This is a genomic window from Tersicoccus phoenicis (assembly GCF_001968835.1).
Classification (GTDB): domain Bacteria; phylum Actinomycetota; class Actinomycetes; order Actinomycetales; family Micrococcaceae; genus Tersicoccus; species Tersicoccus phoenicis.
This window is the reverse complement of the sequence record NZ_MRDE01000022.1, coordinates 62,143-79,149: the sequence shown is the minus strand read 5'-3', so window position 1 is coordinate 79,149 and position 17,007 is coordinate 62,143. Positions and strand designations below refer to the sequence as shown.

At 72.0% G+C, this 17,007-nt stretch carries 16 protein-coding genes; 11 read left to right on the top strand and 5 right to left on the bottom strand.

The features are described from left to right. Positions 1-52 precede the first annotated feature (52 nt). The 11 genes from BKD30_RS05180 (at position 53) to secG (ending at position 10,769) form a co-directional block, all read left to right on the top strand. Positions 53-802 carry an HAD hydrolase-like protein gene (locus tag BKD30_RS05180; RefSeq protein ID WP_235861461.1) on the top strand — a complete coding sequence of 250 codons (750 nt, stop codon included), beginning with the start codon at positions 53-55 and terminating at the stop codon, positions 800-802. Continuing rightward, complete coding sequence (locus BKD30_RS05175; RefSeq protein ID WP_076702876.1) at positions 799-1,467, top strand: lysophospholipid acyltransferase family protein; 669 nt, start codon at positions 799-801, stop codon at positions 1,465-1,467. Before BKD30_RS05180 ends, BKD30_RS05175 begins: the two co-directional genes overlap by 4 nt. 7 nt (positions 1,468-1,474) lie before the next feature. Continuing rightward, complete coding sequence (gene uvrC, locus BKD30_RS05170; RefSeq protein WP_076702874.1) at positions 1,475-3,466, top strand: excinuclease ABC subunit UvrC; 1,992 nt, start codon at positions 1,475-1,477, stop codon at positions 3,464-3,466. 87 nt (positions 3,467-3,553) lie between these two features. Continuing rightward, positions 3,554-4,453, top strand: a complete 900-nt coding sequence (gene rapZ, locus BKD30_RS05165; protein ID WP_076702872.1) for an RNase adapter RapZ — start codon at positions 3,554-3,556, stop codon at positions 4,451-4,453. Next, the gene (locus BKD30_RS05160; RefSeq protein WP_076702870.1) at positions 4,453-5,457 is read left to right on the top strand and encodes a gluconeogenesis factor YvcK family protein; all 1,005 of its coding nucleotides are present in this window, start codon (positions 4,453-4,455) and stop codon (positions 5,455-5,457) included. Before rapZ ends, BKD30_RS05160 begins: the two co-directional genes overlap by 1 nt. Positions 5,458-5,542: 85 nt before the next feature. Further along, positions 5,543-6,523, top strand: a complete 981-nt coding sequence (gene whiA, locus BKD30_RS05155) for a DNA-binding protein WhiA (RefSeq protein ID WP_076702868.1) — start codon at positions 5,543-5,545, stop codon at positions 6,521-6,523. Positions 6,524-6,644: 121 nt separating this feature from the next. Continuing rightward, a complete protein-coding gene (locus BKD30_RS05150) occupies positions 6,645-7,274 on the top strand; it encodes a superoxide dismutase (protein ID WP_235861458.1) in 630 nt (209 codons plus the stop codon). A 115-nt stretch (positions 7,275-7,389) separates the two neighbouring features. Beyond that, the gene (gene gap / locus BKD30_RS05145; protein ID WP_076702864.1) at positions 7,390-8,397 is read left to right on the top strand and encodes a type I glyceraldehyde-3-phosphate dehydrogenase; all 1,008 of its coding nucleotides are present in this window, start codon (positions 7,390-7,392) and stop codon (positions 8,395-8,397) included. Positions 8,398-8,408: 11 nt separating this feature from the next. Next, entirely contained in the window at positions 8,409-9,659 is a 1,251-nt protein-coding gene (locus BKD30_RS05140) for a phosphoglycerate kinase (protein ID WP_076702863.1), read from the top strand. Positions 9,660-9,684: 25 nt separating this feature from the next. Beyond that, positions 9,685-10,509 carry a triose-phosphate isomerase gene (tpiA, locus tag BKD30_RS05135; RefSeq protein ID WP_076702861.1) on the top strand — a complete coding sequence of 275 codons (825 nt, stop codon included), beginning with the start codon at positions 9,685-9,687 and terminating at the stop codon, positions 10,507-10,509. Positions 10,510-10,517: 8 nt separating this feature from the next. After that, on the top strand, positions 10,518-10,769 hold the full coding sequence (secG, locus tag BKD30_RS05130; protein WP_076702859.1) for a preprotein translocase subunit SecG: 252 nt from the start codon (positions 10,518-10,520) through the stop codon (positions 10,767-10,769). 42 nt (positions 10,770-10,811) lie between these two features. Here the strand turns inward: secG and pgl are convergent, their stop codons facing one another. The 5 genes from pgl to tal form a co-directional block, all read right to left on the bottom strand. Continuing rightward, complete coding sequence (gene pgl, locus BKD30_RS05125; protein ID WP_076702857.1) at positions 10,812-11,594, bottom strand: 6-phosphogluconolactonase; 783 nt, start codon at positions 11,592-11,594, stop codon at positions 10,812-10,814. Positions 11,595-11,630: 36 nt separating this feature from the next. Then, on the bottom strand, positions 11,631-12,572 hold the full coding sequence (locus BKD30_RS05120) for a glucose-6-phosphate dehydrogenase assembly protein OpcA (protein ID WP_076702855.1): 942 nt from the start codon (positions 12,570-12,572) through the stop codon (positions 11,631-11,633). Further along, the gene (gene zwf, locus BKD30_RS05115; protein ID WP_076702929.1) at positions 12,569-14,095 is read right to left on the bottom strand and encodes a glucose-6-phosphate dehydrogenase; all 1,527 of its coding nucleotides are present in this window, start codon (positions 14,093-14,095) and stop codon (positions 12,569-12,571) included. The genes BKD30_RS05120 and zwf overlap by 4 nt, the downstream gene beginning before the upstream one ends. A 74-nt stretch (positions 14,096-14,169) precedes the next feature. Then, entirely contained in the window at positions 14,170-15,813 is a 1,644-nt protein-coding gene (locus BKD30_RS05110; RefSeq protein ID WP_076702854.1) for a hypothetical protein, read from the bottom strand. Beyond that, positions 15,810-16,958, bottom strand: coding sequence for a transaldolase (gene tal / locus BKD30_RS05105; RefSeq protein WP_076702852.1), 1,149 nt, complete (start codon positions 16,956-16,958; stop codon positions 15,810-15,812). The genes BKD30_RS05110 and tal overlap by 4 nt, the downstream gene beginning before the upstream one ends. Positions 16,959-17,007 lie beyond the last annotated feature (49 nt).

Here is a 17,007-nt window from a genome sequence, read left to right as displayed (position 1 = left end):
GTATCGGCATATCCGGTTGGGTGGCGGCTGGCCGATGTGGGAAAATTCCCCGGTGACCGCCGACGCCTTCCACCCCGCCACCCCGGCCGTGCTGTTCGACCTCGACGGCACGCTGGTGGACCCGGCCGGGGCGATCACCGGCGGCATCACGCAGGCGCTCGCCCAGCATGAACTGCCCATCCCGCCGGACGCCGTGCTGCGCAGCATGGTCGGACCCCCGCTGGCGCAGTCCCTGGGCGCCGTCGCGGGCGTGCCGGCGGACCGGCTCGGCGCGGTGATCGCCACCTACCGCGACCGGTACCGGGCCGAGGGCATGGCGGCCAGCCGGGTCTACCCCGGGGTCGCCGACCTGCTGACCCGGTTGCGGGAACGCGGGTACCGGCTCGCCGTCGCGACGCAGAAACCCGTCGGCCTGGCCACCGAACTGCTCACCGCCACCGGGCTGGTCGACGCGTTCGACGTCGTGCACGGCTCCTCCGACGACGAGGAGGACCCGGTGCCGCTGACCAAGACCCGGATCGTGGCCGCCGCGCTCGCCGACCTCGGCATCGACGGCCCGGCCGCGGGCGAGCGCGCGCGCGCCGTCATGGTCGGCGACCGGCGGCACGACATGATCGGCGCCACCGAGAACGGGCTCGCCGGCATCGGCGTCGCCTGGGGCTTCGCCGGCGACCGGGAACTGGTCGACGCCGGCGCGGCCGTCGTCGTCGGCAGCGCCGGCGAACTCGAGAAGGCCATCGCCGACCTGCTGCGCCCACCGGCCGAGCAGACCGGACGGCAGGGCACCGAGGCGACGGCATGAGCATCTACGAGAGCTCCCGCGCCGCGTCCCGCGCCGCCTTCCGGCTCAGCTGCCGGCCCCGCCTGCACGGACTGGCGAACTTCCCGGCGTCGGGCCCGGTGATCGTGGCCCCCAACCACCTGTCCTTCCTGGACAGCATCATCGTCTCCTCCTTCATGCCGCGCCGGGTGAGTTTCTTCGCCAAGGCCGAGTACTTCACCAGCACCGGGGTGAAGGGCGCGGCGATGCGCACCTTCTTCCAGAGCATCGGATCCATCCCGGTGGAGCGGGGCGAGCAGGCCGCCAGCGTCGCCGCCCTCCAGCTCGCCCTCGAGATCCTCGACCGGGGCGACGTGTTCGGGATCTACCCCGAGGGCACCCGCTCCCGGGACGGCATGCTCTACCGCGGCCGGACCGGCGTCGGCTGGCTGGCCCTGACCACCGGGGCGCCCGTGGTGCCGGTGGGCCTGATCGGGACCGAACGGCTGCAGCCGGCCGACAGCATGATGGTCACGCCACGACGGTTCACCATGAAGGTCGGGGAGCCCCTGTACTTCGACCGCGTCGGCCCGGGCCATTCGCTGCCCCAGCGCCGCCAGGTCACCGACCGGATCATGAACGCCATCGCCGACCTCACCGGCCAGGAACGCGTGGGCCGCTACAACCAGCGGCCCGGCGCCGAATAGGGGCGGCGTGGCGGACCCCCGCACCTACCGCCCGAAGACCGGCGAGATCCCCACCAACCCCGGCGTCTACCGGTTCCGCGACGCGCACGGCCGCGTCATCTACGTCGGCAAGGCCAAGAACCTGCGCTCCCGGCTGAACTCCTACTTCGCGGCGCCGCACACCCTGCTGCCCAAGACGCGGGCCATGGTCTTCTCCGCCGCCGGCGTCGAGTGGACCGTGGTCGGCAGCGAGTTCGAGGCGCTGCAGCTGGAGTACACCTGGATCAAGGAGTACGACCCGCGGTTCAACATCGCGTTCCGGGACGACAAGTCCTACCCCTACCTGGCGATCACCATGGCGGAGGAGTTCCCCCGCGTCCAGGTGATGCGCGGCGACAAGCAGAAGGGCACCCGCTACTTCGGGCCCTACTCGCAGGCGTGGGCCATCCGCGACACCGTGGACACCCTGCTGCGCGTGTTCCCCATGCGGTCCTGCTCCACCGGCGTGTTCCGCCGCGCGCAGCAGGCCGGCCGGCCCTGCCTGCTCGGCTACATCGGCAAGTGCTCCGCGCCGTGCGTCGGCCGGGTGACCCCCGAGGAGCACCGCGAGATCGCGCGTCAGTTCTGCGACTTCATGGCGGGGAAGCAGCAGCCGTTCATCACCGAGCTCGAGCAGAAGATGCACGCTGCGGTCGCCGAGCTGGACTACGAGCGGGCCGCCACCCTCCGGGACGACATCGGCGCCCTGACCAAGGCGTTCAGCAAGAACGCGGTGGTGCTGGCCGAATCGGTGGACGCGGACGTGTTCGGCATCGCGCAGGACGAGCTGGAGGCCGCCGTCCAGGTGTTCCACGTGCGCGGCGGCCGGATCCGCGGCCAGCGCGGCTGGGTGGTGGAGAAGGTCGACGACAGCGACGACGCCGAGCTGATCGAGGCGCTGCTGCAGCAGGTGTACGGCGACGCGACCCGGGAGAACGACCGGATCCCGCGGCAGGTGCTGGTCCCGGCACTGCCCGCCGACCTGGAGGACGTCACCACGTGGTTGAGCGGCCTGCGCGGCGCCCGCGTCAGCGTCGGCGTCCCCAAGCGCGGGGACAAGGCGGCGCTGGCCGATACGGTCCGCGAGAACGCCGTCCAGGCGCTGCGGCTGCACAAGTCCCGGCGCGCCGGCGACCTCACCACCCGGTCGGCCGCGCTGGCCGAACTGCAGGAGGCGCTCGAGTTGACCGAGTCCCCGCTGCGGATCGAGTGCTACGACATCTCCCACGTGCAGGGCACCAACGTGGTCGCCTCCATGGTGGTGTTCGAGGACGGGCTGGCGAAGAAGTCCGACTACCGCAAGTTCGGCATCACCGGCGACGCCGCCCGCGACGACACCGCGGCGATGTACGACGTCATCCGCCGCCGGTTCCGCAACTACCTCGCGGAGCGGGCCGAGCGGGTCGCGAGCGGACCCGTCGCCCGTGGGGGAGCGGGCGTGGACCCGGTCAACGGCGGGCCCCGCCCGAAGTTCGCCTACCCGCCCAACCTCGTCGTCGTCGACGGCGGCCCGCCGCAGGTGGCGGCCGCCCGGCGGGCCCTGGCCGAGCTCGGCGTCGACGACATCGACGTCGTCGGCCTGGCCAAGCGGCTCGAGGAGGTGTGGGTCCCGGGCAGCGAGTTCCCCGTCATCCTGCCCCGCGCCTCGCACGGGCTGTTCCTGCTGCAACGCGTCCGGGACGAGGCGCACCGGTTCGCCATCACGTTCCACCGGCAGCGCCGCTCCGCCGCGATGACCGCCTCCGAACTCGACGACGTGCCCGGCCTCGGCCCGGTCAAGCGCAAGGCGCTGCTGAAAGCCTTCGGCTCGGTGAAGAAGATCCGGGCCGCCGACCTGGCCGAGCTGACCACCGTGCCCGGGGTGGGCCAGTCCCTGGCCGTCGCCGTGATGCGCACGCTCGGCTCCCCGGCGCTCGACGAGGGTGGCACGGGCGACGACGCCGCCGCCGTGAACACGAGCACCGGCGAGCTGCTCGACTGAGGCGCCGGACCAGGTCACCGAGGCCAGGTCATCTAGGGTGGGAGCGAGGACGCCGGAGGCCTCCGCCGGCCACGTGAGGAAGGGACCATGAGCGCACCCGAGGAACTGACACCGGTCAAGCCGCCCGAGTCGGAGATGCTCATCGTGACCGGGATGTCCGGGGCCGGCCGCAGCACCGCGGCCAACGCCCTGGAGGACCACGGCTGGTACGTGGTGGAGAACCTGCCGCCGCAGATGCTGCTCCCGCTCTCCCACATCGTCGCCCGCACCCCCCAGCCGATGGCCAAGCTGGCCGTGGTGATGGACGTGCGCAGCAAGGAGCTGTTCGCCTCCATCCGCGAGGCCCTGGCCGCGCTGACCGCGGCGGGGGTGCGCTACCGGGTGCTGTTCCTGGACGCCGACGACGACGTGCTGGTGCGCCGCTTCGAGCAGGGCCGCCGTCCCCACCCGCTGCAGGGCGACGGCCGGGTGCTCGACGGCATCGCCGCCGAACGCCTGCTGGTGGCCGACCTGCGCACCATGGCCGACCTCGTCCTGGACACCTCGACGAAGAACGTGCACGACCTGGCCACCACCATCACCGACCTGTTCTCCGAGTCCGGCCCGGTGACCCTCCGGCTGACCATGATGAGCTTCGGCTTCAAGTACGGGCTGCCCGTCGACGCCAACTTCGTCGCCGACGTGCGGTTCATCCCCAACCCGCACTGGGTGCCGCAGTTGCGCCCGCTCACCGGGCTGGACGAGGAGGTCGCCCGGTACGTGCTCGAGGACAACGGGGCCGAGGAGTTCGTCCGCCGGTACGTCCACGCCCTCGAACCGGTGCTCGACGGGTACCGGCGGGAGAACAAGCACTACGCGACCATCGCGATCGGCTGCACCGGCGGCAAGCACCGGTCCGTCGCGGTCACCGAGGAACTGGCGCGCCGGCTCGCGCAGCTGCCCAAGACCAAGGTCACCACACACCACCGCGACCTGGGACGCGAGTAGTGCCCGGCTTCCCGACCGGGGCCCTGCCCGTGGTGCCCGGCGGCGGGTCCCGCGGCCCCGCGGGTCGCGAGCCGGCCGTCGTGGCCCTGGGCGGCGGGCACGGGCTGTACGCCTCCCTGTCGGCCCTGCGCCTGCTCACCAGCGAGCTGACCGCCGTCGTCACCGTCGCCGATGACGGCGGCTCCTCCGGGAAGGTCCGGCAGGAGCTGGACGTGCTCCCGCCCGGCGACCTGCGGATGGCCCTGGCCGCCCTGTGCGACGACACCGACTGGGGCCGTACCTGGCGCGACGTGATGCAGCACCGGTTCCGGTCCCGGCCCGGCAGTGACGCCACCCTGGACAACCACGCCCTCGGCAACCTGCTGATCGTGGCCCTGTGGGAGCTGCTGGAGAACCCCGTGGACGGGCTGCGCTGGGCCGGCGCCCTGCTCGGCGCCCGCGGCCAGGTGCTGCCGATGGCGAGCGTGCCGCTGACCATCGAGGGCGACGTGCGCCGCCCGGACGGCGGGGTGGACGTCGTCCGCGGGCAGTCCCGGCTCGCGCTGGCCGGCACCCTGGACGCCGTCCGCCTCGACCCGCCGGAGGCGCCGGCCTGCCGGGAGGCGCTCGAGGCCATCGAGCTGGCGGACTGGGTGATCCTCGGCCCCGGCTCGTGGTACACGTCGGTGCTGCCGCATCTGCTGCTGCCGGAGCTGCGGGACGCCCTGTGCGCGACCACCGCCCGGCGGCTGGTGACCATGAACCTGGGTACGGCCACGAAGGAGACCCGGGGCATGTCCGCGGCCGAGCACCTGGCGGTGCTGCACCACTGCGCGCCGGACTTCCGGGTCGACGCGGTGCTCGCCGACCCGGCCAGCGTGGACGACCCCGACGGCCTCCGCGCGGCGGCCGCCGGTCTGGGGGCCGAGGTCATCTTCGGTAGAGTGGGAGCCTCGGGTGGCGCCCCGGTGCACGATCACGTGCGACTGGCGACGGCGTACCACGACATCTTCGGCGGCAGCTGACCCACGGCCGGCTCGCCGGGTCGGCGGCGATGAGCACCAGCGTCCGGACGGGGACAGTCCCAGTTGGGGCAGTGAGGACGAGAACATGGCGTTGACCACGCAGGTCAAGGAGGAGCTGTCGCAGCTGCAGACGGCCAGATCCACGGTCCGCAAGGCCGAGGTGTCCGCCCTGCTGCGCTTCGCGGGTGGGTTGCACATCATCTCCGGCCGGATCGTGATCGAGGCCGAGGTCGACCTGGCGGTCACGGCGCGCCGGCTGCGGTCCGCGATCGCCGAGGTGTACGGGCACAGCAGTGACGTGGTCGTCGTCTCCGGTGGTGGGCTGCGCAAGGGCAACCGGTACGTGGTCCGGGTGGTGCGCGACGGCGAGTCGCTCGCCCGGCAGACCGGGCTGCTGGACAGCCGGGGCCGTCCCGTCCGCGGCCTCCCGCCCGCCATCGTCAACGGCTCCAACGACGAGGCCGCCGCCGTCTGGCGCGGCGCGTTCCTCGCCCACGGTTCGCTCACCGAACCGGGCCGGTCCTCGGCACTGGAGATCACCTGTCCCGGTCCGGAGGCGGCGCTGGCCCTGGTCGGCTCCGCCCGCCGGCTGCACATCACCGCGAAGGCCCGCGAGGCCCGCGGGGTGGACCGCGTCGTCATCCGCGACGGGGAGGCCATCGGTTCCCTGCTCACCCGGATGGGCGCCGCCCGGGCCTGCGGGACGTGGGAGGCGCGCCGGGAGCACAAGCAGAACCGGGCGTCCGCCAACCGGCTGGCCAACTTCGACGACGCCAATCTGCGCCGCTCCGCGCAGGCCGCCGTCGCCGCGGGCGCCCGGGTGGAACGTGCCCTGCAGATCCTCGGCGACTCGGTGCCCGAGCACCTCAAGTACGCCGGTGAGCTGCGGGTGGCCCACAAGCAGGCCAGCCTGGACGAGCTGGGCCGGCTCGCGGACCCGCCGATGACCAAGGACGCGGTCGCCGGGAGGATCCGCCGGCTGCTCGCGATGGCGGACAAGCGAGCCGCAGTTCAGGACATCCCGGGCACCGACGCTAATGTGACCGCCGAGATGTTCGATCACTAGCTCGATCACCCGGCGGAGTGCATAGGATGGGAAGGCAGTCGCGCCGCCCCGCCACGTGGATCCCGCGGCCGTCGGCGGCGGCTGCACCGTGGAAACGCCACCAGGACCGATGGAGGAATTCGTGAGCGAGAAGTACACCCTGCCCGACCTTCCCTACGACTATGCCGCGCTCGAACCGCACATCTCCGCGCGGATCATGGAGCTCCACCACGACAAGCACCACAAGACCTACGTCGACGGCGCGAACACCGCGCTCGAGAAGCTGGCCGAGGCGCGCGCCAACGGTGATTTCGCGAACGTGCCGAAGCTGAGCAAGGACCTGGCGTTCCACCTCGGCGGCCACCTCAACCACACGATCTTCTGGAACAACCTGTCCCCGGACGGCGGCGACAAGCCCGAGGGCGAACTGGCCGCGGCCATCGACGACGCCTTCGGGTCCTTCGACGCGTTCGTCGGCCACTTCACCAACGCCGCCACCAGCCTGCAGGGCTCCGGCTGGGCCGTGCTCGCCTTCGAGCCGCTCGGCCAGAACCTCGTCATCGAGCAGCTCTACGACCAGCAGGGGAACATCCCGGTCGGCACCATCCCGCTGCTGCAGCTGGACATGTGGGAGCACGCCTTCTACCTGGACTACGTCAACGTCAAGGCCGACTACGTCAAGGCCTTCTGGAACATCGTCAACTGGAACGACGTCTCCGCCCGGCTGGCCGCGGCCCGCACCGGCGCCCACCAGCTGATCGTCCCCGCCTGATCGACGCCGGACCCCGGGCCCCCGCCGGCCCGGGGTCCGGCGTGCGTCGCGCCGACCCGATCGGCGCGCCCGACCAGCCCCCAGCGAACCCGTCCCCCCAGCGAAAGGGAATGCAGTGACTACGAAGATTGGTATCAACGGATTCGGCCGGATCGGCCGCAACTACTTCCGTGCCGCCCTGGCCCAGGGCGCCGATCTCGACGTCGTGGCCGTCAACGACCTGACCAGCCCCGAGACCCTGGCCCACCTGCTCAAGCACGACAGTGTGCTCGGCAAGCTGGCCGAGACCGTCGAGGCCGACGGGCAGAACATCGTGGTCAACGGCAAGACCATCCAAGTCCTCTCCGAGCGCGACCCCGCCAACCTGCCCTGGGGGGACCTCGGCGTCGACATCGTCGTCGAGTCCACCGGCTTCTTCACCAAGGCCGCCGACGCGCGCAAGCACATCGAGGCCGGCGCCAAGAAGGTGCTGATCTCCGCCCCCGCCAGCGACGAGGACATCACCATCGTCCTGGGCGTCAACGACGGCGACTACGACCCGGCGCAGCACACCATCATCTCCAACGCGTCCTGCACCACCAACTGCCTCGGCCCGCTGGCCAAGGTGCTCAACGACGCGTTCGGCATCGAACACGGCCTGATGACGACGATCCACGCGTACACCGCGGACCAGAACCTGCAGGACGGCCCGCACAAGGACCTCCGCCGGGCCCGGGCCGCCGCGATCAACCTGGTGCCCACCTCCACCGGCGCCGCCAAGGCGATCGGCCTGGTGCTGCCGGAGCTGAAGGGCAAGCTCGACGGGTACGCCGTGCGCGTGCCGGTCCCCACCGGATCGGCCACCGACCTGACCGCGGTCGTCGGCCGGGAGGTCACCGCCGAGGAGGTCAACGAGGCCTACCGCCGGGCCGCCGCGGACGGCCCGCTGAAGGGCTACCTGACCTACACCGAGGAACCGATCGTCTCCTCCGACATCGTCACCGACCCGGCGTCCTCGATCTTCGACGCCGGGCTGACCAAGGTGATCGGCAACCAGGTCAAGGTCGTCTCCTGGTACGACAACGAGTGGGGCTACGCCAACCGGCTCGTGGACCTGACCGAACTCGTCGCCGGCAAGCTCTGAGGCGGTCACCGGTGAGCGCGAAGACCCTGCAGGACCTGCTCGCCGAGGGTGTCGCCGGGCGGCACGTGCTGGTCCGCTCGGACCTGAACGTGCCGCTCGACGGGGACCGGGTCACCGACGACGGGCGCGTCCGCGCGTCCCTGCCGGTGATCTCGGCCCTCGCCGGGGCGGGCGCCCGGGTGATCGTGATGGCCCACCTGGGCCGCCCCAAGGGTGCGCCGGACCCGAAGTACTCGATCGCCCCGGCGGCGGCGCGGCTCGCCGAGCTGGCCGACGCGCCCGTCACCGTGGCGACCGACGTCGTCGGGACGGACGCGCACACCAAGGCGGCCGCCCTGACCGACGGTCAGGTGCTGGTGCTCGAGAACGTCCGGTTCGACCCGCGGGAGACCAGCAAGGACGACGACGAGCGTGCCGCGTTCGCCGCCGACCTCGCTTCCCTCACCGGTCAGGACAAGGGGCAGAACACGGGCGCCTACGTGGACGACGCCTTCGGCGCCGTGCACCGCAGGCACGCCAGTGTGGCCGAGATCGCCGCGGTGCTCCCCGCGTACCAGGGTGACCTGGTCAAGGCCGAGATCGACGTGCTGCGCCGGCTGACCGAGAACCCCGACCGGCCCTATGTCGTCGTGCTCGGCGGGTCGAAGGTCTCGGACAAGCTCGCCGTCATCGACTCGCTGCTCGGCAAGGCCGACGTACTGCTGATCGGCGGCGGGATGGTGTTCACCTTCCTCGCCGCCCGCGGCGCGAAGGTCGGTGCCAGCCTGCTCGAACAGGACCAGCTGGACGCCGTCCGTGGCTACCTCGACCGCGCCGAGCGGACCGGGGTGCGGATCGTGCTGCCCACCGACATCGTCGTGGCGGAGAAATTCGACCGGGACGCCGCCCACGAGGTCGTTCCCGCGGACGCCATGGAATCCTCCCGGTTCGGCTCCACCGGCATCGGCCTGGACATCGGACCCGAGTCGGCGCGCGCCTTCGCCGAGGAGATCGTCAAGGCACGCACGGTGTTCTGGAACGGGCCCGCCGGGGTGTTCGAGTTCGACGCCTTCGCCGGTGGCACCAGGGCGATCGCGTCGGCGCTGGCCGCGGCCACCGCGGACGGCGCCCTCACCGTGGTCGGCGGCGGCGACTCCGCCGCGGCCGTGCGCACCCTGGGCTTCGACGACGACGCGTTCAGCCACATCTCCACCGGCGGCGGCGCGAGCCTGGAATACCTCGAGGGCAAAGACCTGCCGGGCGTCACGGCGCTCGAACGCTGACCCTGACCACGAAGGACGGACGGCCATGACCCCCACCCCCGCCCCCACCGCCGGACCCGCCGGCCCCCGGGTGCCCCTGATCGCGGGCAACTGGAAGATGAACCTGGACCACGTCCAGGGCATCACGCTGCTGCAGAAGCTCGCGTGGACCCTGGACGACGCCAAGCACGACTACCGGCGGGTCGAGGTGGCCGTGTTCCCGCCGTTCACCGACCTGCGCGGCGTGCAGACCCTGGTGCACGGGGACGACCTGAGCATCGGTTACGGCGCCCAGGACCTGTCCGACCAGGACGCCGGCGCCTACACCGGTGACATCTCCGGCCAGTTCCTCGCCAAGCTGGGATGCACCTACGTCCTGGTCGGACACAGTGAGCGGCGCACCGTCCACGGCGAGGACGACGCGCTGCTGGCCGCCAAGCTCAAGGCCGCGTTCCGGCACGGGCTGGTCCCGGTGCTGTGCGTGGGGGAGGGCCTCGACGTCCGGCAGGCCGGCACCCACGTCGAGCACACGCTGGGCCAGCTCCGCGCCGACCTTGCGGATCTGCCGCCGGACCAGGTGGCCCGGCTCGTCGTCGCCTACGAACCGGTCTGGGCGATCGGCACCGGCGAGGTCGCCGGCCCGGAGGACGCCCAGGAGATGGCCGCCGCGATCCGCGCCGACCTGACCTCCCGGTACGGCGACGACGTCGCCGGCGCGGTCCGCGTGCTGTACGGGGGGTCGGTGAAGGCGGCGAGCGCCGCCGCCATCCTCGGCCGGCCCGACGTCGACGGCGTGCTGGTCGGGGGAGCGAGCCTCGACGCGGGCGAGTTTGCTAACATTGTCAGGTTCGAACACCACGTGACGAGCTGAAGGGCATTGTGGATATCCTCAAGATCGTGCTGCAGGTGCTGCTGGGCGTCACCAGCCTCCTGCTCACCCTGCTGATCCTGCTGCACAAGGGCAAGGGCGGGGGCCTGTCGGACATGTTCGGCGGCGGCATGACCTCCAACCTGAACGCTTCCGGGGTCGCGCAGAAGAACCTCAACCGCTTCACCGTCGTGCTCGGCATCTGCTGGGCCGTCGTCATCGTGGCCCTCGGCCTCATCCTGCGGTTCTCCAGTCAGCAGTAGCCGCCGCTTCCCAGCACCTGCCCTCGTCTCATGAGTGAGCACTCACTCGTCGTCGCGGCGGGGGCGGGGAAGGCGGGCCGCCGCGGCCGTGTCGAGGAACCACACGGTCCGCTCGGTGCCCTGCACTCCCGCCGCGGGCACCTGCTGCGCGGCCGCCCCGTTGGCGGCCAGCGCGACCGCCCCGGCCTTGTCGGCCCCCGCGACCACCAGCCACACCTGCCGGGCCGCGTTGATGGCGGGCAGCGTCAGGGTCACCCGGTGCGGCGGCGGTTTCGGTGCGTCGTGTACCGCGAGGACGGTGCGCCGGCCCTCCTGCACGGCGTCCAGTTCGGGGAACAGCGACGCCACGTGGGCGTCCGGGCCGACACCGAGCAGCAGCACGTCGAACGCGGGCACGGCGGTGCCGTCCGCCGGGCGTGACCCCGTTGTCTCGCTGCTGGTCGCGAGCTCCGCGGCGTAGCGCTCCGCGGCGTCCTCGGCGGTGGCGACGGCGTCCGCGGCGGGAATCGCGTGCACCCGGGCCGGGTCCAGGCCGAGGCCGTCCAGCAGCGCCGCACGTGCGGCCCGTTCGTTGCGTTCCGCGTCGTCCGCGGCGACGAACCGCTCGTCACCCCACCACACGTCCACCCGGGACCAGTCGATGCCCGAGGTGTCGAGGTCGCCGACCGCGGTCAGCGTGCGGGTGCCCATCCCCCCGCCGGTCAGCACCACGGACGCGGTGCCGCGGGCGGCCTGCGCCGTGGCGATCTCGGCGACCAGGCGTTCGGCCACGTGACCGGCCAGACCCCGCGGGTCGGCCAGGATGACGACGTCGTGCTCGGTCATGCGGCCAGCACCCCCTCTCTCAGTTCCAACGCCCCCTCAGTTCCAGTGACAGAGCGGCAGCCCTTCGGTCACCACCTCACCGAACACCTCGTCCGGGTCGAGTCGGCGCAGTTCCTCGGCCAGGCATTCCTGCAGCGTGCGCTTGGGCAGCGCGATCCGTTGGTCGGTCTGCCCCGGCATGGTCAGGGTCGCGACCTCCGCGTCCGGCCTCACCAACGTCACCGAACCGTCGCCGGTGACGATCTCGACCCGGCCGATGCCGAGCCCGGGAGGCTGGTCGTGCACGGTGGCCTCCACGCCCAGGCGCAGGGACAGCCAGGCGGCCAGCAGCGTCGTCGAGGGGGAGTCGACCGATCCCGCGACGCGGACGTCGGTCACCCGGGTGACGTCCCCGCCGTCGGCGATGAACTCGTCCACCGCGGCGGCGAGCTGCAGCCGCCAGTTGGTCAACCGGGTCCAGGCGAGGTCGGTGTCGCCCGCTGTGTAGGTCTGGCCGATCCGGCCGAGCGCGGCACGCGTGTCCGGTGCGTTGCCCGAATCGGTGATCCGCCGGTGCGCGATGGCGCCGATCGAACTGGCCGCCGCGTTGACGGGCAGCCGGCGCGGCCACCAGGCGACGATCGGGGCGTCCGGCAGCAGCAGCGCCGACACCAGGGGCTCATCGACCTCGGCGAGCACCCCGGAACAGCGCAGCACGATCACCTCGGCCGCGCCGGCGTCCCCGCCAACCCGGATCTGCGCGTCCATCCCGTCCGTCGCCCCGTCGCCCTGCTCCACGGGCACGTGCACGATGATCCGGCACGGGTGCTCCCGGCTGGCCGCGTTGGCCGCCTCGATCGCCTCCTCCTCGGTGCCCTCGCTGGCGAGCACGACGAGGGTGAGGACCCGGCCGAGGGCGACGACGCCGCCCTCGTCGCGCAGGTCCATCAGCTTCCGGTTGACGGCCCCGGTGGTCGTGCCGGGCAGATCGACGATCATGGCCGCCTCCAGGTGCGTCCGTCGCGGGCGAGCAGGGCATCGGCGCTCGCCGGGCCCCAGCCGCCGGGTTCGTAGGGTTCCGGTTCGACGTGGTGCTCGGCCCAGTACTGCTCGAACGGGTCGAGCACCTGCCAGGACAGTTCGACCTCCTCGTGCCGGGGGAACAGCGGCGGCTCGCCGAGCAGGACGTCGAGGATGAGCCGCTCGTAGGCCTCCGGACTGGATTCGGTGAACGCGTGCCCGTACCCGAAGTCCATGGTCACGTCGCGGACCTCCATCTGCGTGCCCGGCACCTTCGACCCGAACCGGATGGTCACGCCCTCGTCGGGCTGGATCCGGATCACGACGGCGTTCTGCCCGAACTCGCCGGAACTGTCCGCGAACAACACGTTCGGTGCCCGCTTGAACACGACCGCGACCTCGGTGACCCGGCGGCCGAGGCGTTTGCCGGTGCGCAGATAGAACGGCACGCCCTCCCAGCGCCGGGTGTGGATGTCCAGGCGCAACGCGGCGAAGGACTCCGTCACGGTGTCCGGCGCGATGCCGTCCTCCTCGCGGAAGCCGCACACCTGCTCACCACCCTGCCAACCGCTCGTGTACTGCCCCAGCGCGGAGTGCGCCCCGAGGTCCTGGGGCAGCCGCACCGCGGCGAGGATCTTCTCCTTCTCCGCCCGCAGGTGCTCCGCGTCGAAGGAGATGGGCTCCTCCATGGCCGTCAGGGCGAGCAGCTGGAGCAGATGGTTCTGGATCACGTCCCGGGCGGCCCCGACGCCGTCGTAGTAACCGGCGCGGCCGCCGATGCCGATGTCCTCGGCCATGGTGATCTGCACGTGGTCCACGTACCGGGCGTTCCACAGCGGCTCGAACAACTGATTGGCGAAGCGCAGCGCCAGGATGTTCTGCACCGTCTCCTTGCCCAGGTAGTGGTCGATGCGGAACACCGCGTCCGGCGGGAACACCCGCTCGACGGTCTCGTTGAGTTCGCGGGCGGACGCCAGATCGTGCCCGAACGGCTTCTCGATCACCACGCGCCGCCACCCGGTCGCCCCCTGCGCTCCGCCCGACTCATGCTTGCCGGCGAGGCCGCGTTCGGAGAGCTGCTGGCACACCTGCTCGAAGGACCGGGGCGGGATGGACAGGTAGAACGCGGTGTTCCCGCGGGTGCCGCGAATCCGTTCCAGATCGGTGAGGGTGTCCTTGAGCCGGTCGAACCCGGCGGGGTCGTCGAACGCGCCCTGCACGAAGCGGATCCCGGCGGTGAGCTGCTGCCACACGTTCTCGTCGAACCCGGTGCGCGCGTGCTTGCGCACGGATTCCTTGACCAGTCCGGCGAACGTCTCGTCGTCCCACTCCCGGCGACCGAAGCCGACCAGGGCGAAGCTCGGCGGTAGCAGCCCCCGGTTGGTCAGGTCGTAGATGGCCGGCAGCAGCTTCTTCTGCGCCAGGTCCCCGGTCACGCCGAACAGCACCAGCGCGGACGGGCCGGCGATCCGGCTGATCCGGCGGTCCCGGCTGTCCCGCAGGGGGTTGCCGGTCGCCCGGCCGGGCGACCGGCGGGTGCGGCCCCCGTGCCGGGCGGTCGAGTCCGTGTCGATACTCATCCGCTCAGCCCGTCGACGACCTCGCGCAGCTGGGTGACGCCGGCGGCGCGGTCGGTCAGGTTCAGCCGCAGCACCGGCCGGTCGTGCTCGGCGAGCACCTGGGCGTCACCGGCCGCCTGGGCGGTGATCAGCTGCCCGAACGTGTACGGCCGGTCCGGGATGGCCACGTCGTCGGCGGGTTCGGTGGTGGCGGTGACCTGCAGGTAGACGCCCTGGGCGGGGCCGCCCTTGTGGTACTGGCCGGTCGAGTGCAGGAACCGGGGTCCCCAGCCGAAGGTGACCGGGCGGCCGGTCGCAGCGGCGAGCGGGTCCCGGATGTCGGCCAGGTCCGCGTACGCCAGCCGGTCGAGATACGCCATCACCGCCAGGTACCCGTCGTCCGGCAGGGCGCCGAGCAGTGCCGTCACGGCCTCGGCGACGGTGCTCGCCCCGCCGAGCAGGCCGGCGTCGCCGCGGACCTCGATCGCGCCGTCGGTGAACGCGGGTTCCCCGAGGTCGGGCCGGGCGTCCAGCAGCCCTCGCGCGGCCTTCTTGGCGGACTCCACGTCGGGCTGGTCGAAGGGGTTGATGCCGAGCAGCCGGCCGGCGACGGCGGTCGCGTACTCGAAGGCGAGCATCAGCGCGCCGAGGGAGCCGGAGATCGCCACCTGGTCCCGGTCGTCATCGGCGGGGTCGGTCGGTTCCGCGCCGGACAGCGCGTCGTCGCCGACGAAGCGCACCACGAGCACGTCGCGGGCGCCGGCGGTCACCTCGGGGGAATCCGGGTGGGCGACCACGGGCAGCACCCCGCGACCGAGTTTGCCGGTGGACTCGGCGATCAACTGCTCCGCCCAGTCGGCGAACCCGGTGATGCCGGACCCGTCGTCGACCAGGACGATCTTGTCCCGCAGGGGACTGGTGCCGCCCAGGGCCGCACCGAGCCGGAACCCGATGTTGTCCTCGTCGTCCTCGCGCAGGTGCTCACCGGCCTCCTCGGCCTCGTCGAGCAGGCCCTGGATGTCCGCGCCGGCCAGCCCCGAGGGCACCAGGCCGAACGCGGTCAACGCCGAGTACCGGCCGCCGACCGTCGGGTCGGCGTTGAAAACCCGCCGGTAACCGGCGGCCCGGGACGCCTCGTCCATCGGCGAGCCGGGGTCGGTGACCACGATGATGCGGCTCGCCGGGTCGATGCCGGCGTCGGTGAACGCGCCGGCGAAAGCGCGGCGCTGCGAGTCGGTCTCCACGGTGGACCCGGACTTGGAGGAGACGACCAGGGCCGTCTCGGTGATCCGGTCGGCCAGGGCGGTGGCCACCTGTTCCGGGTCGGTCGCGTCCAGGACGGTGAGGTCGACCCCGGCGGTGCGGGTGATCACCTCGGGAGCCAGCGACGAGCCGCCCATCCCGGCGAGCACGATGTGGGTGACGCCGTCCGCGGCGAGCTCGTCCCGCAGGGCCAGGATCTGCGGCACCAGGGGCCGGGACGTCTCGGCCAGGGACACCCAGCCGAGCCGCTCGGACGCCTCGGGCTGCGCATCCGGGCCCCACAGGGTGGGATCCTGTGCGGCGATCTTCGACGCGACCTGCTCCCGGACCAGGGTCGGCACGTGGGCCTGCACCGCGTCGGCGGCGGCGCCGGCCGCCCGGAGGGCGAGGGAACTCATCGGGTGCCCTCCGCGACCTTGGCCTTCGCGCCGGTCTTGCCGGCCGCGCCGTCGAGCGCGTTCTGCACCGTCTCGAGCAGCTCCTCCCAGCTGGCCTCGAACTTGCTGACCCCCTCGTCCTCGAGCACCTTGACGACGTCGTCGTAGGAGATGCCGAGCTTGTCGATGGCGTCCAGGGTCGCGTTCGCGTCCGCGTAGCTGCCGCGAACGGTGTCCCCGGTGACCTGGGCGTGGTCGGCGGCGGCGTCGAGTGTCTTCTCCGGCATCGTGTTCACGACGCCGGAGGTGACCAGTTCGGTGACGTACAGCGTGTCCGGCAGCGCGGGATCCTTGACCCCGGTGGAGGCCCAGAGCGGCCGCTGCGGCTTCGCGCCGGCGTCGGCGAGGGTGGCCCACCGTTCGGTGGCGAACTGCTGCTCGAAGATCTGGAACGCCAGCCGCGCGTTGGCCAGGCCGGCCTTGCCCTTGAGCGCGGTGGCCTCGTCGGTGCCGACGGCGTCGAGGCGCTTGTCCACCTCGGTGTCGACGCGGGAGACGAAGAACGAGGCCACCGACTGGATGGTGGACAGGTCCTTGCCGTTCTCCTTCGCCTGCTCGAGGCCGGTCATGAACGCGTTGATCACCGCCCGGTACCGCTCGAGGGAGAAGATCAGGGTCACGTTGACGCTGATGCCGGCGGCCAGCGTCCGGGTGATCGCGTCCAGGCCCTCGTAGGTGGCCGGGATCTTGATGTGCAGGTTGCCCTTCCCGACCTTCTCGGCCAGCCGGGCCGCTTCCGCGACGGTCTTCTCCCCGTCGCGGGCCATCCGGGGATCTACCTCCAGGGAGACCCGGCCGTCGACCCCGCCGGTGGCGGCCGCCACCGGCGCGAACAGGTCACACGCCTCGGCGACGTCGGACGTGGTGATCTCGAAGACGGCGGTCTCGACGTCGGCGCCGGCCGCGGCCAGCTCCTCGACCTGCCGGTCGTACGCCTCGCCCTTGGCCAGGGCCGAGGCGAAGATCGTCGGGTTCGTGGTGACGCCGACGACGTTCTTGCTCTCGATCAGCTGACGCAGCGAACCGTCGTTCAGCCGCTCGCGGGACAGATCGTCCAGCCAGATGGACACACCGGCATCGGACAGGGCCTGGGTATTCGCGGTCATCGTTTCATCTCCTTGTCGGGAACCCGGCTGCTCGACCGGGCGAGTGTGG